The organism is Sphingobium sp. WTD-1, assembly GCF_030128825.1.
Classification (GTDB): domain Bacteria; phylum Pseudomonadota; class Alphaproteobacteria; order Sphingomonadales; family Sphingomonadaceae; genus Sphingobium.
This window is the reverse complement of the sequence record NZ_CP119127.1, coordinates 182,093-201,046: the sequence shown is the minus strand read 5'-3', so window position 1 is coordinate 201,046 and position 18,954 is coordinate 182,093. Positions and strand designations below refer to the sequence as shown.

At 64.9% G+C, this 18,954-nt stretch carries 22 protein-coding genes; 10 read left to right on the top strand and 12 right to left on the bottom strand.

The features are described from left to right. Positions 1 to 92 precede the first annotated feature (92 nt). Positions 93 to 1,004 carry a dienelactone hydrolase family protein gene (locus tag N6H05_RS01015; protein ID WP_284112352.1) on the top strand — a complete coding sequence of 304 codons (912 nt, stop codon included), beginning with the start codon at positions 93 to 95 and terminating at the stop codon, positions 1,002 to 1,004. Between the two features lie 24 nt (positions 1,005 to 1,028). Here the strand turns inward: N6H05_RS01015 and N6H05_RS01010 are convergent, their stop codons facing one another. Together N6H05_RS01010 and N6H05_RS01005 are read right to left on the bottom strand one after the other, a co-directional pair. Continuing rightward, positions 1,029 to 1,562, bottom strand: coding sequence for a peroxiredoxin (locus tag N6H05_RS01010; protein ID WP_004209859.1), 534 nt, complete (start codon positions 1,560 to 1,562; stop codon positions 1,029 to 1,031). 21 nt (positions 1,563 to 1,583) lie between these two features. Next, positions 1,584 to 1,976, bottom strand: a complete 393-nt coding sequence (locus N6H05_RS01005; RefSeq protein WP_284112351.1) for a VOC family protein — start codon at positions 1,974 to 1,976, stop codon at positions 1,584 to 1,586. 101 nt (positions 1,977 to 2,077) lie between these two features. On the opposite strand from N6H05_RS01005, the gene N6H05_RS01000 reads away from it, so the two are divergent. The 4 genes from N6H05_RS01000 (at position 2,078) to N6H05_RS00985 (ending at position 5,187) form a co-directional block, all read left to right on the top strand. Then, positions 2,078 to 2,584 carry a hypothetical protein gene (locus N6H05_RS01000; protein WP_284112350.1) on the top strand — a complete coding sequence of 169 codons (507 nt, stop codon included), beginning with the start codon at positions 2,078 to 2,080 and terminating at the stop codon, positions 2,582 to 2,584. A 40-nt stretch (positions 2,585 to 2,624) separates the two neighbouring features. After that, positions 2,625 to 3,698: a DNA replication/repair protein RecF gene (recF, locus tag N6H05_RS00995; protein ID WP_284112349.1), complete on the top strand. Its 1,074-nt coding sequence runs from the start codon at positions 2,625 to 2,627 to the stop codon at positions 3,696 to 3,698. Positions 3,699 to 3,805: 107 nt separating this feature from the next. After that, positions 3,806 to 4,339, top strand: a complete 534-nt coding sequence (locus tag N6H05_RS00990) for a CHAP domain-containing protein (protein WP_284112348.1) — start codon at positions 3,806 to 3,808, stop codon at positions 4,337 to 4,339. 80 nt (positions 4,340 to 4,419) lie between these two features. Then, positions 4,420 to 5,187 carry a CHAP domain-containing protein gene (locus tag N6H05_RS00985; RefSeq protein ID WP_284112347.1) on the top strand — a complete coding sequence of 256 codons (768 nt, stop codon included), beginning with the start codon at positions 4,420 to 4,422 and terminating at the stop codon, positions 5,185 to 5,187. 38 nt (positions 5,188 to 5,225) lie between these two features. Here N6H05_RS00985 and N6H05_RS00980 read toward each other — a convergent pair whose 3' ends face one another. The 7 genes from N6H05_RS00980 to N6H05_RS00950 all read right to left on the bottom strand — a co-directional run bounded on the left by N6H05_RS00980 (position 5,226) and on the right by N6H05_RS00950 (position 10,097). Next, positions 5,226 to 5,504 (bottom strand): DUF3297 family protein, encoded by a 279-nt coding sequence (locus N6H05_RS00980; protein ID WP_284112346.1) that lies wholly within the window; start codon positions 5,502 to 5,504, stop codon positions 5,226 to 5,228. A 56-nt stretch (positions 5,505 to 5,560) separates the two neighbouring features. Then, a complete protein-coding gene (locus N6H05_RS00975; RefSeq protein WP_004209868.1) occupies positions 5,561 to 6,391 on the bottom strand; it encodes a S1 family peptidase in 831 nt (276 codons plus the stop codon). A gap of 4 nt (positions 6,392 to 6,395) precedes the next feature. Then, the gene (locus tag N6H05_RS00970) at positions 6,396 to 6,818 is read right to left on the bottom strand and encodes a DUF350 domain-containing protein (RefSeq protein WP_004209870.1); all 423 of its coding nucleotides are present in this window, start codon (positions 6,816 to 6,818) and stop codon (positions 6,396 to 6,398) included. A 73-nt stretch (positions 6,819 to 6,891) separates the two neighbouring features. Beyond that, positions 6,892 to 7,200: a hypothetical protein gene (locus N6H05_RS00965; protein ID WP_284112345.1), complete on the bottom strand. Its 309-nt coding sequence runs from the start codon at positions 7,198 to 7,200 to the stop codon at positions 6,892 to 6,894. Positions 7,201 to 7,363: 163 nt separating this feature from the next. Next, positions 7,364 to 8,605: an SAM-dependent methyltransferase gene (locus N6H05_RS00960; RefSeq protein ID WP_004209872.1), complete on the bottom strand. Its 1,242-nt coding sequence runs from the start codon at positions 8,603 to 8,605 to the stop codon at positions 7,364 to 7,366. Between the two features lie 32 nt (positions 8,606 to 8,637). Further along, positions 8,638 to 9,384 carry a molybdopterin-binding protein gene (locus N6H05_RS00955; protein WP_284112344.1) on the bottom strand — a complete coding sequence of 249 codons (747 nt, stop codon included), beginning with the start codon at positions 9,382 to 9,384 and terminating at the stop codon, positions 8,638 to 8,640. Then, complete coding sequence (locus N6H05_RS00950) at positions 9,381 to 10,097, bottom strand: cytochrome b/b6 domain-containing protein (RefSeq protein WP_284112343.1); 717 nt, start codon at positions 10,095 to 10,097, stop codon at positions 9,381 to 9,383. The genes N6H05_RS00955 and N6H05_RS00950 overlap by 4 nt, the downstream gene beginning before the upstream one ends. Before the next feature lie 263 nt (positions 10,098 to 10,360). On the opposite strand from N6H05_RS00950, the gene N6H05_RS00945 reads away from it, so the two are divergent. The 3 genes from N6H05_RS00945 (at position 10,361) to N6H05_RS00935 (ending at position 12,583) form a co-directional block, all read left to right on the top strand. Next, on the top strand, positions 10,361 to 10,921 hold the full coding sequence (locus N6H05_RS00945; protein ID WP_284112342.1) for an outer membrane protein: 561 nt from the start codon (positions 10,361 to 10,363) through the stop codon (positions 10,919 to 10,921). Between the two features lie 326 nt (positions 10,922 to 11,247). Next, on the top strand, positions 11,248 to 11,757 hold the full coding sequence (locus N6H05_RS00940; protein ID WP_004209879.1) for an outer membrane protein: 510 nt from the start codon (positions 11,248 to 11,250) through the stop codon (positions 11,755 to 11,757). A 301-nt stretch (positions 11,758 to 12,058) separates the two neighbouring features. After that, a complete protein-coding gene (locus tag N6H05_RS00935) occupies positions 12,059 to 12,583 on the top strand; it encodes an outer membrane protein (protein ID WP_284112341.1) in 525 nt (174 codons plus the stop codon). A gap of 52 nt (positions 12,584 to 12,635) precedes the next feature. Here the strand turns inward: N6H05_RS00935 and N6H05_RS00930 are convergent, their stop codons facing one another. The 3 genes from N6H05_RS00930 to N6H05_RS00920 all read right to left on the bottom strand — a co-directional run bounded on the left by N6H05_RS00930 (position 12,636) and on the right by N6H05_RS00920 (position 14,953). Further along, entirely contained in the window at positions 12,636 to 13,058 is a 423-nt protein-coding gene (locus tag N6H05_RS00930; protein WP_284112340.1) for a hypothetical protein, read from the bottom strand. A gap of 83 nt (positions 13,059 to 13,141) precedes the next feature. Continuing rightward, positions 13,142 to 14,401 (bottom strand): dual-specificity RNA methyltransferase RlmN, encoded by a 1,260-nt coding sequence (gene rlmN / locus N6H05_RS00925; RefSeq protein ID WP_004209881.1) that lies wholly within the window; start codon positions 14,399 to 14,401, stop codon positions 13,142 to 13,144. A gap of 48 nt (positions 14,402 to 14,449) precedes the next feature. After that, the gene (locus tag N6H05_RS00920) at positions 14,450 to 14,953 is read right to left on the bottom strand and encodes a hypothetical protein (protein WP_284114321.1); all 504 of its coding nucleotides are present in this window, start codon (positions 14,951 to 14,953) and stop codon (positions 14,450 to 14,452) included. A 171-nt stretch (positions 14,954 to 15,124) separates the two neighbouring features. Between N6H05_RS00920 and dnaN the strand changes: the two genes are divergently transcribed. Continuing rightward, the gene (gene dnaN, locus N6H05_RS00915; RefSeq protein ID WP_004209883.1) at positions 15,125 to 16,237 is read left to right on the top strand and encodes a DNA polymerase III subunit beta; all 1,113 of its coding nucleotides are present in this window, start codon (positions 15,125 to 15,127) and stop codon (positions 16,235 to 16,237) included. Positions 16,238 to 16,327: 90 nt separating this feature from the next. Then, positions 16,328 to 18,925, top strand: a complete 2,598-nt coding sequence (locus N6H05_RS00910) for an EAL domain-containing protein (protein WP_284112339.1) — start codon at positions 16,328 to 16,330, stop codon at positions 18,923 to 18,925. The last annotated feature ends 29 nt before the right edge of the window (positions 18,926 to 18,954 follow it).

The following is an 18,954-nucleotide window of genomic DNA, read 5'->3' as shown; positions in this document are numbered from 1 at the left end:
TCTTGTCTTGTCAGCCGCCGGTTGCGCGGCGCGGCCCTGCGGCTAGTCTGCCATCATCCCATGGCAGATCCGCCGGGCACAGGAGAATGTCGATGACCATCGAGAAGCATGGTGGCGAAGATCCCGTCGAGCGGCTGGCGGAGGATCGTAACTGGATCGCCTCGACCGGGCTCAGCCGGCGTCACATCCTGGCCGGCGGCGCCTTTGCCGCCGGTTTTGCCGCCGCCTGCCAGCCGGTCGCGGCCAGCACCATCCAGACCCCGGCCGACGGGCTGGTGGAGGAGGCCGTCTCGATCCCGACCAGTGACGGTTTCGCCATGCCTGGCTTCGTCGCCCGGCCGGCGGGCAAGAAGAAGGCGCCGGTGATCGTCGTCGTGCATGAGATTTTCGGCGTCCATGAATGGGTGCGGGACATGTGCCGGCGTTTCGCCAAAGCCGGCTATCATGCCGTCGCGCCGGATCTGTTCGCCCGCCATGGCGATGCGACCAAGGTCAGCGACTTCAAGCAGCTTGTCGCCGAAATCGTCAGCAAGGCACCGGACGCGCAGGTGCTGTCCGACATCGATGCCACCTATGCCTTTGCCGGCGCCCATGGCGGCGATGCGTCACGGCGCGGCATTACCGGCTTCTGCTGGGGCGGCCGGGTGGTCTGGCTCTATGCCGCGCACAGCGCCGCGCTCGACGCCGGCGTTGCCTTCTACGGCCGGCTCGTGACCCAGAAGAACGACCTCCAGACCCTGTCGGCGATCGAGGAGGTGGGGCAGCTCAAGGCGCCGGTGCTCGGCCAATATGGCGAACTCGACAAGGGCATACCCCAGGCCGATGTCGAGGCGATGCGCGCCGCGCTCAAGGCGGCGGGCAAGTCGCCACCCGATGCGATCACCGTCCATGTCGGCGCCGACCATGGTTTCATGGCCGATTATCGGCCCAGCTATAATGCGGCGGCGGCGAAGGCCGCGTGGACCGAAACGATCGGCTGGTTCGGCAAATATGTGAAGGGGTGACCGGCACCCCTTCGCCGTTGCGCCTTATTTCTGCTTCATCGCCTCGACCGCAGCCAGCGTGCTCTTCACATGGCCGGCATAGCTCATCTCGCTATGGACGAACGCGATGCGGCCGCTCGGCGCGATGACATAGGAGGTGCGGTCGGTCATGCCCGGCCGCATCTTGAGCGCGACATCATAGCCCGACACGATGTTCGGCCCGGCCGAGGCGACCGCGAACTTGCCGGCGCATTCCTTGGTGGAAAAGGCGACCAGATCATCGACCGGGTCGGCCGACATGCCGATCACGGTGGCGCCGGCCGCCTTGAACTTGTCGATATTCTCCGCGAACTCGCGCGCCTCGGCCGAACAGCCCGGCGTGAAGGCCTTGGGGAAGAAATAGAGGACCACCGGCCCGCGCTTCAACTGGTGCGACAGGGTGACGGTGAAGGTCTTGCCGGCCAGCGCGCCGCGGGTGGTGAATTCCGGCGCCTTGGCGCCGACCGCCAGTGCCGCCATGCTGCCCTGCGTGCCCAGGGCTGCGGCCGCCAGGGCCAGGATGATCTTCGCGCTCTTCATAATCTAGCTCCCATGGGTCGGTCAGGCGGCGGGGGTGGGCGGTTCCCACAATTCGATGGCATTGCCCTCGGGATCATGAATGCGGGCAAAGCGCCCGACATCGGGATGATCCCATTCGGGCTCGGTGATGGCCTCAACGTCCGCCGCGCGCAAGTCCGCCAGTAGCCCGTCGAGATCGGACACGCGCAGATTGATCATGAAGCTCTTGTCGGCGGCGAAATAGTCGCTGTCCTGCTTGAACGGCGAAAAGACCATCGGCCCGCCCAGCGTCTGCCAGACATATTCGTTGACCGCCGGCATGTCGGGATCGGCGCTGCATCCGCCGCCGACGCCCAGATGGGTGCGATACCAGGCGGACAGCGCAGCCGGATCACGCGCGCGAAAGAAAAGTCCGCCCATTCCCAGGACCGGCATGGCATGCCTCCTCGATTGTCGCGGCGGTGATAGCATGGCCGCGATGGCCGGTCACGTAGGGGTTGGGGGAACCCGATGCCGCCCTGCCGGGTTTGCATCGCATGCGTAACCATTTCCTCCTCGCCCTTCCGCTGCTGCTGCTCGCCGGTTGCGGCAGCAAGGAACAGAATCAGTCCGGCATGGTCACCAACATCCTGGACCAGGCGTTGCCCAGCACGCGCGATGTCCCGCCCGGCGCCAATGCCATCACCCCGGTCGAGCCTGCGCCCGACCTGCCGGTGGCCAGGGGCGATGCGCTCCACGCCAATGCGATCCCGATCGCGCTGCAGGGGCGCTGGACCGGCACCAAGGAGCGCTGCGGCGACCGGGCGGCGGCTCAGGCGCTGGAACTGACGGCGGCCAGCCTGATCTTCCACGAAAGCGTCGGCACGGTGCAGCGCGTCACGCGCGAGGGGGACGGGCGGCTGGCGGTGGTCGCCAATTTCACGGGCGAGGGCGAAAGCTGGACCCGGACCCTGATGCTGCGTCCCTCGACCGATGGGCAGCAGCTTACCATCACCAATGACGGCACGGCGATCGTGCGCAAGCGCTGCACCCCGGCGGCCTGAACCGCTTCCCCCGGCGCGCAGTCCTCGCTACAGCGGCGCGATGATCGGCCGCCTCACCCTGAGTGATTTCCGCAACCATGCGGACGCGCTGATCGTGCCCGACCAGCCGTTCGTCCTGCTGACCGGCGATAATGGCGCGGGCAAGACGAACATATTGGAAGCGGTATCGATGCTGGCGCCCGGCCGGGGGCTGCGCGGCGCGGCGCTGCGGGCGATGGCGCGGCAGGATGGTGGCGGCAGCTTCGGCATCGCGGCGGAGGTGGATGGCGTGGTGCTGGGCACCGGCGTCAGCGCGGATGGGCCCGACCGGCGGCAGGTGCGGATCGGCGGTGTCGCCTCGTCCGCCAATGCGCTGGCCGACCATCTCTCGATCGTCTGGCTGACGCCGGCGATGGACCGGCTGTTCCTCGACAGCCCTGGCGGTCGTCGTCGCTTCCTCGATCGCCTCACCCTGGCGCTTCATTCCGGTCATGCAGCGCACAGCGCCCGCTATGAAGCGGCGATGCGGGCGCGCAACCGGCTGCTGACCGATCTGCGCCGGGCGGACCCGGCATGGATCGGCGCGCTGGAGGCGCAGATGGACGAGCATGGCACGGCGCTCGCCGCCGCCCGCGCCGATCTGGTTGCGCGCCTCAACCGGCAATTGGTCGATCAGCCCGACGAGCCCTTCGCCCGGCCGCTCATCCGAATCGCGCAGGAGGACGGCGCCAGCGACGAACCGCTCGGCCAGCGGCTTGCCCGCGAGCGGCGACGGGATGCCGCGGCCGGCCGCACCCTGTCGGGGCCGCATCGTCATGATCTGGATGTCATCCACATCGCCAAGAATCAGGCGGCGGCGCTCTGTTCGACCGGCGAGCAGAAGGCGCTGCTGCTTTCGATCCTGCTGGCGCACGCGACCTTAGTGTCGGCCGATCGCGGCCAACCGCCGGTGCTTCTGCTCGACGAAGTGGCGGCGCATCTCGACCCGTCGCGACGAGCTGCGCTGTTCGACCGATTGCGTGAAACCGGCGGCCAGGTCTGGATGACTGGCACGGAAGATAGTCTTTTCAACGAGTTGAACGGTGCAACCCGGCTCCATGTAACGGCCGGGCATGTTTTTCGTTCCGCAGCATGACGCATCGCAGCAACGACTCATCGCTCGGCGGTTTTCAAGACGAACGGCGTCTGCCCTAAGGAGGTCATCGGGGATTATACCTACCTACAAGTCGGGGGTCGCAAGGAATGATCGGTGGTTTTCGCGCGCTGTTAGCAGCCGCCATGCTTGCGCTCGGTGCCTTCTCTGCCGTTCCCGCCACCGCCGGTGTCCTGCAATGCGCCCCCTTCGCCCGCGAAGTTTCGGGCATCGAGATTTTCGGCAATGCCAACACCTGGTGGAACCAGGCCGCCGGTCGCTACGGCCGTGGCCATGAGCCCCGCGTCGGCGCCGTCCTCTCCTTCGCGTCCAGCCGTTCGATGCCGGTCGGCCATGTCGCCATGGTCAGCAAGGTCGTCAATGACCGCGAAGTGCTGCTGACCCACGCCAACTGGTCCTATCGTGGCGGTGTCGAGCGCAATGTCCGCGCCATCGACGTGTCGCCCAACAATGACTGGACCGACGTGCGCGTATGGTATGGCCCGATCGGCGATGTTGGCCTGCGTTCGAACCCGACCAACGGCTTCATCTATGCCGACAAGCCGGAAATCGATCAGCCGGTCCAGATCGCCCTGGCCGATCGCGCCACCGCCGGCACCGACAGCGCCAAGGGTGCTTTCTGAGCCGTTAACCCAATCCTTACGGATGGGGCTCTAGGGTCGATCGCGGTGGGGCGATACTCGACGCTTAGAGGTCGCATTAAATGTTTCGATATGTCCGCTGGATGGCTTTGCTGTCCGGCCTGACGGCGGCGCCCGTGCTGGGCGCCACGGCGCTGCAGTGCGTTCCTTATGCGCGCATCGTGTCGGGCGTGGAAATCTATGGTGATGCGCTGACCTGGTGGGACCAGGCACAGGATCATTACAAGCGCGGTAGCATCCCCAAAAAGGGGGCGGTGCTCGCCTTCCGGCCCGTCGGGCCGATGACGCTCGGCCATGTCGCCGTGGTCAGCCGGATATTGGATGATCGCCGCGTGCTGATCCGCCACGCTAACTGGTCGTCGCCCGGCGCGATCGAGGAGGATGTGCTGGCGATCGACGTGTCGGACGCGGGCGACTGGAGTCAGGTCCGCGTCTGGCACAGCCCGACCGGGCAGATGGGCGCCCGCACCAATCCGACCTTCGGCTTCATCTATCCGGCCAAGGCGAAACTGCATCCCTTCACGCCCGATCCGGCGCTGGGCAGCAGCCTTCGCTATGCCAGCATGAGCAGCGCAAAATGGGATGATGAAGGGGCGGAAGACATAGCGCCCGTGTCGCCGCCCGTCTCCAGGCCGGCAACCCGGATGACGTCGGTCCAGACGCACGCGATGGTAGCGGCGGTTTCGCCCAAGCCTGCTGCGCCCCGGCGCAAGGCGGCGCCGCGTATCGAGGCGGACCCGTTCGTCATCGAATATGCGGACAACAGCCCGTCGGATCGCTCGCTGGGCGACGTCATTGCCGACGTGAAGCGCGAATCCCTGATGAACTGACCGGCCCCCGCGATTGAGCGGGGACCGGCCTTATCTGCTTATTCGGCGTCGGCGGCCTTGTCGCCTTCGGCGCCATCGGCCGGATTTTCGAACCAGGCCTCGACTTCACCCGACAGCTTGATGGTCAGCGGGTTGCCGTGACGATCGCGGGTCTTGCCGGCGGCAACGCGAATCCAGCCCTCGGAAATCGAATATTCTTCCACATCCTTGCGCTCGCGGCCCTTGAAACGGATGCCGATGCCGCGCTGCAGCACCTCCATGTCGAAATGGGGGCTGCGCGGATTGGTGGACAGATGGTCGGGGGGCGTGTCGCTCATGATCTCAATTTCCCTGAAAATGCTGCGCAGCGCCTACTCTCTACTGCCCGCAGGCGTCAACCACCGCGCCCGTCGTCGACATCGCAGAAGATGCGGCGGATGACGCCATCGTCCAGCCAGTTGGCGAAACGCTCCTGCGCGTCGGTCAGTCCGGCAAAGGGGTAGGCGACCGGCTGGTCGCCAACGGCGCGGCTGGCGGCGGTCAGGCGCATCATCGCGTCGGGCGCGACGGTCAGGATGCGGCCGCGCCGGTCGGTCGATGCGCTGTTAATGCCGACCACCCGGCCATCGGTGGAGAAGACCGGGCCGCCGCTGATCCCCGACAGGGTGCCGTCCCCTTCGGGTAGGCGGCCACGCTCCGCCCAGACCAGCACCGGCTGGTCGATGCCGCTGCTGCCGCGCCGGGCTTCGGCCCGGCCGATCAGTTCGGACAGGACCAATGTCGGTTCACCGGCGGGAAAGCCCATATGATAGCCGGTGGAGCCGGGCGAGGGTGCGCCGCTGCGCAGCGGCAGGGCGGCGGGGCTGCGGGGGCCGCGCGGGATGATCGCGGCATCCGATTCCCGGCTTTCGATCACACGCGGCACCTCCAGCGCGCGGCCGCGCTGTTCCAGCCCGACGCGTGAACAGCCATGGGTGACATGTTCGGCGGTCATCCACACGCCGCTGCGATCGACGGCAAAGGCCGTGCCCATGGCGTCGGCCGGGCCGCCGGGCCGATCCTCGATAATATATTGTTCCTCGCCCCCGCGCGGCAGCGGGCGGCGGGGCGAGCGGGGATCATATTGTTCGACCTGCAAGGACGGTGCCTGCATCTCGCCCAGCCAGGCGAGCAGTAGGATCAGGCCCAGCAGCCAGGGCAGGCAACCACAGCCCCCACGCCCCATCGCGTCAACCCGCCACGGCCGCAGCCGTCAGGCAGGCGACCGCGGCCTTCATCATCGCCAGGAAGATCGCGGCGGAACGCTCATTCGCCTCGATCCGGCCCGACAGCGATCCCAGCAACAGGTCGACCAGGCGAAAGGCGATCAGTTGCAGCACCAGCGTGACGCTGCCCCAGATGACGACATCCCAGACATTGACCGATCCGGCGAGGCAGAAGGCCAGCGGCACGGCGAGACCGACGGATGCGCCGCCCAGCGAAATGGCGGCCGCCTCATTGCCGGCGCGGATCAGCTTGAACTCGTCGTGCGGGGTTATCCACATATAGACCGCCATGGCGGCCGCCCAGACCAGGGTGGCGCAGGCGAGGTGGAGAAGCAGGATCGGCAGGCCCGACAACAGGCTCTGGATGACGGGTGTAGGATCGCTCATGGGCACAGAAATGCCGCAACCCGCCCTCGGGTTCAATCGGGGCGGGCCGCGATATGGATTCGCTTAGGCGGGATCAGCGACAGATGCGGACCCGGACCCGGCGGTCGCGATAATGGTCATAGCGCCATTCGTTCCAGCAGCGCTGGCGATAGCTGGAACGATAATAGCCACGTCGGCCATCATGATAGCGGCGGTCACCACGCCAATGACGCCGGTCGTCCCAGCGGCGATTGTCCCAATGGCGTCGGCCGTCCCAGCGGCCATCGCGGTCGCCACGCCAGCCATCGCCGCGATAATGTTGCGCCTGGGCAGGCGCGCTGGTGGCGGCGATGCCGGCCATGGCCAGGCCCAGCATCGCGGCGCTTTTCCACAGGAATTTCATCTTGCTTCTCCTCTGTCCGGCCCGGCTGCCGGAGCAGCGCGGGGACGTGGGGAGGAGAATGGGGGGCGGTCACTGAACCGTCCGGGAACGGGGCTGACAGGCTTTGTTCAGCCCACCCGGACGGTCGCATTTCTGCCTCGCATCATCGGTGCGCGGCGGTGTTTCAGCGCCCGCGCAGCGCCGTCTCTGCCTCGATCATATAATCGCGGGTGATCGGCAGCGCGCGGCGGTCGCGCACATATTGGACCTGGAAATTGACCATCGACCCATGTTCGAACACGGTCGCCGCGCCCGCCAGATAGAAGGTCCACAGGCGGAAGAAGCGCTCATCATAGAGGGCGACGATATCCGCCTTGTGCGCCATGGTCCGCTTGTACCAGTCGCGGATGGTGAGGCCGTAATGGATGCGCAGCACCTCCACGTCGGTGATCATCAGCCGCGTGCCTTCGCTGCCCGCCACCATTTCCGACAAAGCGGGGATATAGCCGCCGGGGAAGATATATTTGGTGGTGAAGGTATCGGTGATGCCGGGGCCATCGACCCGGCCGATGGTGTGGATCAGCATCACGCCGTCCGGCGTCAGCAGGTCGCGGCACTTGTTGTAGAAGACGCGATAGTCGGCGGTGCCGACATGTTCGAACATGCCGACCGACACGATCCGGTCGAACGGCCCTTCGATGTCGCGATAGTCGATCAGTTCGAACCGGACATGGTCGGCCACGCCCGCATCGATCGCCCGCTGGCGCGCAACCTTCAACTGCTCTTCCGACAGTGTGATGCCGGTGACATCGACACCGAAATGCTTGTGCAGGTAGAGCGCCATGCCACCCCAGCCGCAGCCGATATCCAGCACCTTCATGCCCGGCTTCAGGTAGAGCTTGGCGGCGATATGCGCCTTCTTGTCTTCCTGCGCCTGCTCCAGGCTGATCCCCGCCTCATTCTCCGCATCGGGGAAATAGGCGCAGCTATATTGGCGGTCACGGTCGAGGAAGAGGGCGTAGAGCGCGCCCGACAGGTCATAATGATGGGCGACATTGGCCTTGGACCGGCTGCGATGATTGGCCTTCCACAGCTTGCGGCGCACCGTCTTCAGCGCGCGCTGCACCGGCCCCTTGGCGTCGATCGACTTGCCATTTTCCCAGGCGTTGTTCTGGCGGATCATGGACACGAACTCCATGATGCCGCCGCCTTCGATCGCCACCCGGCCATCGATATAGGCCTCGGCCATGCCCAGGCGCGGATCCTTGACGATGTCGAGGGGCACGCGCTTGTCGAGGAAGCGCAGCGCCAGCGGGGGCAGGTCGGGATCGGGCGAACCGACGGTAACGCTACGGCCGTCGGCATAGAAAACGGTCAACTGACCCTTGGTGACAAGACGTCTCAGAACGCGGTCGAAAATCTTCATGGAGCAGGCTGGTCCTTCTCGTTACGCGGCCGTCAAATACCTGCATACCAATCATAATTGGCGCGGTCTTCCCAAAAACCGCCCTTGCCCCGACCGATGGACAATAGGCTCTCGACCGCCTCGATCCGCATCAGATATTTAGCCTGTTTATAACCCAGTTGCCGCTCCACCCGCAGCCGCAGCGGCGCGCCATTGGCGACGCTGAGCGGCCGGTCGTTGAGGGCAAAGGCCAGGATGGTCTGGGGATGGAAGGCATCGATCAGGTCGATGCTCTCATAATAAGCGGTGCCGCCGCCCATGTCGTCGGCGCAGTGGAAGACGATATAGCGGGCGCGGTCGCGCAGGCCCGCGCCGTCGAGCAGCAGCTTCAACGGCACGCCGCGCCATTTGCCGATCGCGCTCCACCCCTCGACGCAGTCATGGCGGGTGATCTGCTCGCGATGGGGCAGGGCGTGCAATTGCGACAGCGAAAGCGACAAGGGGCGGGCGACCAGTCCGTCTATCCGCAGCCGCCAGTCGGCAAAGCCGCTGCGCCAAAGCGCCTTGTAGGCCGGGGTGTTGGGATTGGCGGTGCCGTTCGCGCGGAAGAAGGGCGAAATCTGCTCGGGCCGGAATTCCTGCGCCAGTGCGTCGCGCGCCATGATTGTGCGCTGCGCCCATGCATGGAAATTGTCGGCGGAAAAGAGGATGTCGCGAGCCAGCGGCTGGCGCGCGATCCGGTCGCATCCCGCCAGCGTCGCGGTCGCGCCCAGTAGCAGGGTGCGGCGGGTGAGGATCATGGCCGGTCCCTGGGTAGGCGATAGCGGCCGGTGATCATCGATCCTATCTCGTTCACCGGGCCGGCCAGCAGCACCATCAGCATATGAAGCAGGAAGAAGGCGGCCAGCGCGAAGGCGGTCAGGAAATGGATCGACCGGGCCGATTGGCGCCCGCCGAACAGGTCGACCAGCCAGGGCCAGGCGGCGTTCATGCCGGGCGACATGGTAAGGCCGGTCAGGATCAGCAGCGGCAGGGCGATGAAGAGGACGGCGATATAGCTCGCCTTCTGCAGCACATTATAGCGCAGCGCCGCTGCGCCGGTCGGGAAACGCAGCCGGGCATGGTCACAAATGTCCTGCCAGACATGGCGCGGCGCCAGCTCGCCCCGGCGAAAGGCCAGGTCACGGGCGACATGGCCGCCGGCCAGGCTCCAGAGCATGTAGAAAAGCAGCGCGAAGGCGAAGATCGGCGCGGCGGTCAGGTGCCAGTGGCGCGACAGCGCCAGATTATAGAGGGCGGGCAGGGTTATCCAGCCGGGGAACCGGTCCAGCTCCAGCCAGGCATGGTCGAAATTGGCGCCATATTGCCCCCAATAAAGGCGGGGGTGGGCGTTGAAGATGCCAAGGCCGGAGGTGAAGAGGATATAGAGCAGCAGCGCATTCAGCCAGTGCCACAGCCGGGTGGTCAGGCGGTGGCGGCGGACCATGTCCTCTGGGGCGTAAGGCGGCTCCATGGCCATGACCCTATTGTCTTTCGTCGAAATATCCAGCTGCATCGCGGTCGTTCGCATGTCCAGGCCTGTCGTTGGTCGAATGGCCATGGTGTGCGCCGTGCGATTGCGATCAACGGCTGGCCCTGCAAGGGATTGATGAAGTCGACTTCAAAGAATTTTCGTACAGAAATTTGAATTGATAAAATTCCTCCACGAAATGGGAGTATAAATAAGGTCGCCTGTCACGATTTTCGGCGCTTCGACGCAGATATTGGATAGGTAGTATGAAGAGTATCACGTTTTTCATCGCTTCGGCTGTTCTATGTTTCGTTTCGGCACCTGTCTTTGCGCAGGATTATGCCCCTTTCACGGGTGCTCATGCCGAAATCATCACCGGCTATGATGTGGTCGATGCCAAGGGCGTCAAATCGGCCGACGGCCTGCTCTATGGCCTCAATGCCGGTTATGACTTTGCCCTGGGCGGCCTGATCCTGGGCATCGAGGGCGAAATTTCCGATTCCACCACCCGCCTGCATGTCGCCGGCGGCAAGAGCGAAACCGATCGCGACCTGTATGTCGGCGGGCGGATCGGTGTGCCGCTCGGCAGCAAGGCGCTTGCCTATGTGAAGGCAGGCTACAGCAATGCCCGGATGGAATATGAAGCCAGTGACGGCGAAGGCGGCCTGATCCGTGGCGGCGACAATGGCGACGGGCTGCGGCTGGGCGCGGGTCTGGAATATCGGATCGCCGAAAAGCTCTTTCTCAAGGGCGAATATCGCTATTCCGATTATGAGGCAGGCGTGTCGCGCCACCAGTTGGTGACGGGCATCGGCCTGCGCTTCTGATCGCCCGAAAACCGGGGCTTTCGCGAAGGGGGCGACTGTCGGGCCGTCCCCTTTTTGCGGCCGGTCGTGCTGCAGGCGCGTTGTCACACTTTTGCAACACAAGCCCTGAAATTGATTGAAATAAAGGCCTTGCCCCTTTGCAAGTGAGTTTGGCGATCCTAGATGGCCACTGCGCTCTCATGATGCAGAGGGGGCAGTTCCTCTCCGAAGTGTCGGAGAAGAATAAGCAGGAGGAAGTGTGACTCTATTTCATATTTTCCTAGCATCAAACCTGAACGCTAGATGAACAATTAAGTCATAGCGTCATAATAAATATCGAGGACTTTATGAAGACTGTGATTTTCGCAGCGATTGCTGCTGCTGCCGCTGTTTCGGCCCCCGCTTTCGCTCAGGATGCTGCGCCGTTCACCGGTCCGCGCGCTGGCGTCACCATGGGCTTTGACAAGGCGCAGGGCGAAGACGGTTTCAGCTACGGCGTGACCGCCGGCTACGACCTCGCCGTTGCCAACCGCGTGACCTTCGGTCCGGAAGTGTCGTTCGGTGACTCGACCGTCGACGGCCAGGGCTTCGACGCCAGCCGCGACCTCGCCGCTTCGGTCCGTCTCGGCTATGTCGTGACCCCGCAGATCCTGGCGTTCGGCAAGGTCGGCTACGCTTCGAGCCGCATCGAAGCCGCTGGCGCCCACACCTCGCTGGAAGGCGTGCGTTACGGCGGTGGCCTGGAATATTCGGTGACCCCGAACACCTACATCTCGGCCGAATATCAGCGCACCGAGTATGAAGATAATTTCGGTGGCCGTGACGCTGGCGTCGTCGGCATCGGCTTCCGTTTCTGATCCCTTCAGATCGGAATATGGGGAAGGGCGGTCCGCTTGGGCCGCCCTTTTTTATGGGATCCGGCAGGTGGCTGTCACGTAATTGTCACAGTTCTGACGTTAATCGACGGACCAATCTTGCAATGTTTTCCTTACGATAGCATCTGCGGCCCGCTCGCCCGGAAGGGGCGGCAAAAGGGGATGGCCTGCGTGCAGGCCGATCATGGGGTGTAAAATCTAGAGCAAAGTCGCCACTCGCCCCTTGGTATCACGGAGTGCGCCGGATCTGATCGGTACCTCCGCATTTTCGACAAGGAAAACAATGAAGACTGTGATTTTCGCAGCGATTGCTGCCGCCGCTGTTGCCACGCCCGCCTTCGCGCAGGACGATACCGCTTTCGCCGGTCCCCGCGCTGAAGTGCTGGTCGGCTATGACAAGCTGGACAGCAACAGCAACGGTCTGGGCACCATGGATGGCGTGATGTACGGCGTCGGCCTGGGCTATGATATCCAGAACGGCAATATCGTACTGGGCTTCGAAGGCGAAGCGAGCGACTCGACCGCCAGCGCGCATGGCGTAGATGCCGAGCGCGACCTGTATCTGGGCATGCGCGTAGGTACCGTGATCGGCGGCAAGGCACTGGCCTATGTCAAGGCTGGCTACACCAATGCGCGTCTGGGCGTGGACGGCTTCGGCAGCGAAGTCGGCGACGGTGTGCGCGTCGGTGCCGGCGTGGAATATAAGCTGGGCGGTCAGCTCTTCGCCAAGGGCGAATATCGCTATTCCAACTATGAGCGCGATTTCGAGCGTCACCAGATCGTGGCCGGCGTCGGCATCCGCTTCTGATCCTGTCGGATCGAAGAGATGGGAGGGGCGGTCCGCTTGGGCCGCCCTTTCTTTATGCCGGCAGCGGCGTCCGATCCGGCGCGACCCATGTCCGGCGCGCGGCCGGGCTCATCAGCGTCTCGCGCGTCCAGTAGGTGAAGGGCCAGTCCTTGTCGCCCAGCGGCGACGCCATCAGCGCGGCATAGGCTGCGGCCGGCGTCACATCGGCGGGCAGGCCGGCCAGCAACTGTCGCGCCATGTGCAGCGATGCCTGGGTGATGGTCTCATGATAGCCGCTCGTGTCGCTGTTCACCCCGCCGACGCTTTCATTGTAGCGGCGGATCATGCCGGGCATGTCAATTTCGGCGTCAACATCGGGCCGGCGCAGGATCAGCCACAGCGCGGTCGCGAAATGGGCGCCGTGGGTCCAGTGCGCCTTGGGCAAAGTGCAGGTGCAAAAGCCGCGTCCCAGCATATCGATCTCGTCATCGGTCATCCTCATTCCCCCAAAAGAAAAGCCCCGCCGGTTCGGGCGGGGCTTGTCGTCGCGCGGCATGCGCGCAGCCAGTCGTCCCCGGATTATCCGAGCGCGGCTTGCTTCTCTTCTGCCAGGCGCTTCAGTTCCGCCTTGCTCTTCTTCTCGCTCGCCGACTTGAGCTGGCCACAGGCCGCCATGATGTCGCGGCCGCGCGGCGTGCGCACCGGCGCGGAAATGCCGCCCTCGAACACGATCGTGCTGAACGCGCGGATCCGTTCCGGGCTCGAACATTCATAGTCGGTGCCCGGCCAGGGGTTGAACGGGATCAGGTTGACCTTGGCCGGCAGCTTGTACTTGCGGATCAGGCGGACCAGCTCATGCGCGTCGGCATCGCTGTCATTCTTGTCCTTGATCATCACATATTCGAACGTGATGCGCCGGGCATTGTTCGCCTTGGGATAATCGGCACAGGCCTGAAGCAGTTCCTCGATGCCATATTTGCGGTTGAGCGGCACCAGCTCGTCGCGCACTTCCTTGGTCACGGCATGGAGCGAGACCGCCAGGTTCACGCCGATTTCCTCGGCCGCGCGCGCCATCATCGGCACGACGCCGCTGGTCGACAGGGTGATGCGCCGCTTCGACAGGGCCAGGCCATCGCCGTCCATCACCAGCTTGAGCGCGTCGCGGACATGGTCGAAATTATAGAGCGGCTCGCCCATGCCCATCATCACGATGTTGGTGAGCATGCGGCCGTCCGCGGTATATTGCGAATCCTCGTCCGTTTCGTCGTCATTGGCGCTGGCCATGCTGCCCTTGGGCCATTCGCCCAACGCGTCGCGCGCCAGCATGACCTGGCCCACGATCTCGCCCGGCGTCAGGTTGCGCACCAGTCGCATCGTGCCGGTGTGGCAGAAGCTGCAATTGAGCGTGCAGCCGACCTGGCTCGACACGCACAAGGTGCCGCGATCCGCATCGGGGATGAAGACCATTTCATAATCCTGGCCATCGTCCGAACGGAGCAGCCATTTGCGGGTGCCGTCGTTCGACACCTGCGCTTCCACCACCTGCGGCCGGCCGACGATGAAGCGTTCCGCCATCCACAGCCGCATCGGCTTGGCCAGGTCGGTCATCTTCTCGAAATCGGTCTCGCCGCGATGATAGAGCCAATGAAACAGCTGCTTGGACCGCAGCTTGGCGGCCTTCTGGTCGAGTCCGGCTTCTTCCAGCACGCCCTTCATCTGGGCGCGGGTCAGGCCCAGCATGTCGACGCGCCCGTCCTCACGGGGCGTCACCGCGCGGGGCACGGGCACAGGGTCGATAAGGCCGGGAATCGGCATGATGGGATTGGCGGCGGAATGCATGGCCGCGCACATAGTCGATTTTGCCGGATTTTTAAAGTGGCGTTGCAATCAGCGTAAACGGGCGCACCCCAGCGCTGCCGCGTCGATCGCCGTGGCCGCGCCGCGCAGCGCATAGCTGTCGGCAAAGGCGCCGCCCTTGGCCGATGTCGATTGGACGCTCATGCTGCTGGCGGAGCGCATCGCGGCGATGATCGCGGCATCGTCCTGCGGATTGGCGGCCCAGGCATCGGCCTGGCCCGCAACCAGGGCGAAACGGCGGTCGCCGACGCTGAGAGAAACCCGCGCATTGGTGGCGCGCGGCCGGCTGAGGCGGAAATGGACCTGGCCGCGGACATGCTGGCGCGGCCAGGTGCCGACGGCGGCAAAACCCTTGGGCGCATCGCTTGCGCGGCGCGGCACCGGCATGGCGATGGCGTAGCAGCGCGGGCCGTTCTGGCCGGCGCCGGGATCGCGAAACGCCCCCCAGCTTTCGAAAATGCCGAGCGAATCGCGCGCCATGGCCGGACTGGCGAGGATGACGAGCGGGATCAGCAGGGCGGGCAGGCGGCGCATGGTCCGGGCAAAGCGCAAGCCATCGTCATTTGCAAGCCCGGCTTCGTTTCGAAAGCGCGTCGAGGTGCTTGCCGCCGCTGACATAGCGGTTATGAAGGACCATCCATCATTGCCGCCGGGATTCGACCGAATCCTCGCCATCGACGCAAAAAGAACGGACAGAACAGGGACATGAAGGCCACCATCGAACGCGCAACGCTCCTCAAGAGCCTCAGCCACGTCCAGTCGGTGGTCGAGCGGCGCAACACGATTCCGATCCTGTCCAACGTGCTGATCGAGGCATCGGCGGATGGCGCGATCAAGCTGATGGCGACCGATCTCGACCTGCAGGTCGTGGAAAGCGTGTCGGCCCAGGTCGAACAGGCCGGCGCCACCACCATTTCCGCCCACACGCTGTTCGACATCGCCCGCAAGCTGCCCGAAGGCAGCCAGGTGTCGCTGCAGGCGGCCGACGGCAAGATGCTGATCCAGGCCGGCCGCGCCCGCTTCAACCTGTCGACCCTGCCGCGTGACGATTTCCCGGTGATTGCCGAGGGCGACCTGCCGACCAGCTTCGAACTGCCGGCCGAAACGCTCAAGCAGATCATCGACAAGACGCGCTTCGCCATCTCGACCGAAGAGACGCGCTATTATCTGAACGGCATCTATTTCCACGTCTCGGACGAAGGTTCGCCGGTGCTCAAGGCCGCCGCGACCGACGGTCACCGTCTGGCCCGCGTCACCGTGCCGCGTCCCGACGGCGCCGATGGCATGCCGGGCATCATCATCCCCCGCAAGTGCATCGCCGAACTGCGCAAGCTGCTCGACGAAGTCGAGGGTTCGGTGCAGGTCAGCCTGTCGGCCAGCAAGATCCGCTTTGGCCTGGGCAGCGCGATCCTGACCAGCAAGCTGATCGACGGCACCTTCCCCGATTATAGCCGCGTCATTCCGACCGCGAACGACAAGCTGCTCAAGATCGATCCGCGCAGCTTCGAGGAAGGCGTGGACCGCGTTGCGACCATCGCCACCGAAAAGACCCGCGCGGTCAAGATGAGCCTCGACAAGGACAAGATCACCCTGTCGGTCACCAGCCCGGAAAATGGCACGGCGGCCGAAGAAGTGCCCGGCGCGTTCCAGGGCGAAGGCTTCGATATCGGTTTCAACGCGCGTTATCTGCTCGACATCCTTGGCCAGATCGACACCGACATCGTCGAACTGCACCTAGCCGACGCGGCTGCACCGACGCTGATCCGCGAAAATGATCGCAGCCCGGCGCTCTATGTGCTGATGCCGATGCGCGTCTGACCGGCCGTGCCGGGAGATCGCTGAATATCAGGGAATCTCCCGGACCCGGCAGGTAATCGCTTCTCAAGCTTTGTCGGTTAGACGATCGGCATGGCTATTGTCCGCAAAACAGATACTGATGCGCCGGCCAGGACCGCGAGCCTGCTGGTTTCGCTGGGTCTGGCCGAAAGCGGCACGGAAGTCGCCGCCAACTGGCTGTCGCGCAGCTTCACCCATGTCGCCGCCCTCTGGCCGCTGATGCTGCTGGCCAAGCTGTGCGTTGCAGCGCTGCTCGGCATGCTCTCCTTCACCCGGCCGGAACATGGCGCCCTGCTGTGCGGCGTGGTGCTGATCGACGGCTTGCTGATGCTGGTGCCGCGCTGGGCGCTGTTCCGCAATCTGCGCCCCCATGTCCAGAACTGGCTGATGCTGCCCGCGCTTTTCTGCTCGGGCTTAAGTTTCAGCCTGTGGCTGGCGCAGGGCAATGGTGTGGCGATGCCGTCCGCCGTGCCGGAAATGGCGATCGCGCTGCTGGCGGTCTGTATCGTCGGCGATCGGCGCCTGCTGGGGCTCAGCTATTTCATGGGGGCGCTGCTGGTGGCCGGCATCGCCCATGCGGGTATGGTGCATCTGGGGCTGCTGGCCAGCTGCCTGGCGGTGATGGCGATCGCGACCTTGCGGCAGGCGGCGGCGGATCGTGAACGGGCGATCGAACAGCATCGGCAGGATCTCAAGGCGCAGCGCTCCGACCGGCTGCTGGAAGAATATGAACTGTCCGGCCGGGGCTGGTTCTGGGAAACCGATCGCCAGAGCCGCATCACCTATATTTCCGCGACTCTGGCCGAACCGCTGGGGGTGGAAGCGGGCAGCCTGATCGGGCGGCTGCTGACCGACATCATTCAGCAGGGCGATCGGCAGCAGGGCGATGGCGAACGGACGCTTGGCTTCCACCTCTCGGCCCGGACCGGCTTTGCCGACATCGCCGTGCGTGCCGCGATCGCGCGTGACGAACGCTGGTGGTCGATCTCGGGCGAACCGGTGTTCAACGAATATGGCCAGTTCCACGGCTTTCGCGGATCGGGCACCGACTTGACCGAAATGCGGCGCAGCCAGGCGGAAGTGACGCGCCTCGCCCAATATGATTCGCTGACCGGCCTCGCCAACCGGGTGCAGATGCTGCAGGCGCTGGAGCAGGCGGTGCTCGGCTCGCGCGGCAAGCAGGGCGAATGCGCGCTGATGATGCTGGATCTTGACCGGTTCAAGAGCGTCAACGACACGCTCGGCCATCCGGCCGGCGACGCGCTGCTGCGTCAGGTCAGCCAGCGGTTGCAGCGCGTGGTCGGCAATCAGGGGCTGGTCGGGCGCCAGGGCGGCGACGAGTTCAAGGTGCTGGTCCACGGCCTTCATGACCGCAACCGTCTTGGTCTGTTGGCGCAGGCGATCATCAGCGCCGTGTCACAACCCTATTCGATCGAGGGTACAGGCGTGGTGATCGGCGTGTCGATCGGCATTTCCTTCTGCCCGGAAGACGGAGTCACTGCCGATGCCCTGATCCGCAATGCCGACCTGGCGCTCTACAAGGCGAAGGGCGACGGACGCGGTGTCTATCGCTTCTATTCGGCCGACATGCACGCCGATGCGGAGGATCGCCGCCAGCTCGAACAGGATCTGCGCCACGCGCTGACGGCGGACGGGCTGCACCTCGTCTACCAGCCGATCGTCAGTTCGACGACCGAGCGTATCACCGGCTATGAGGCGCTGCTGCGCTGGGATCATCCGGTGCGCGGCGCCATCTCGCCCGCCTTGTTCGTCCCCATTGCGGAGGATAGCGGCCTGATCGCGCCGATCGGCGAATGGGTGATGCGCACCGCCTGCCGCGACGCCGCCCAGTGGGACGCGGGGATCCGCGTTGCGGTCAATGTCTCGGCGATGCAGTTCGCCAATCCCGGTTTCCCGACCACCGTCATGCAGGCCCTGGCGAGCGCGCAACTGGCGCCCGAACGGCTGGAGCTGGAAATCACCGAAAGCGTGTTCCTGAACGACAATGACGGCACCGACGCCATGTTCACCCGGCTCAAGGGGCTGGGGGTGCGGTTGGCGCTCGACGATTTCGGCACCGGCTATTCGTCGCTCGGCTATCTGAAGAAGGCGCCGTTCGACAAGATCAAGATCGACCAGAGCTTCGTGCGCGGCGCTGCGATCCGGGGCAGCCGCAACAGCGCGATCATCAAGGCGATCGTCAGCCTGGCCGAAGCGCTGGGCATGGATACCACGGCCGAAGGCGCTGAGACCCGCGACGAGCTGGACCTGATCCGGCAACTGGGATGCAGCCATATCCAGGGCTATATCTATGGCCGGCCGATGCCCGCCGCCCAGGTGCTGGAAGGGCAGCGCACAAATGGCGTCTCCGCCCGGTCGGAAGGCTTCCAGTCGAGCCGGCCCGAGCGCAAGGCGATGCTGCGCACGGTCGCCGTCCATCATGACGGCCATGTCTATAATGGCCGCATCCGCAACATCTCCGCCACCGGCGCGATGATCGAGGGGCTGTGGAATGTGCCGGAAGGCACGCAGTTCGCGATCGACCTGTCGGAGGGGCAGAGTATCGACGCGACCACCCGCTGGTCGCGCGAGGACCGCATGGGGGTGGAATTTGCCGCCCCGATCGATCTGGCCCTGCTTCGCCCGCAGGCGCGCGCACTGGCCGGATAGCGACACAGACGACCGGCCGGACATAGCCC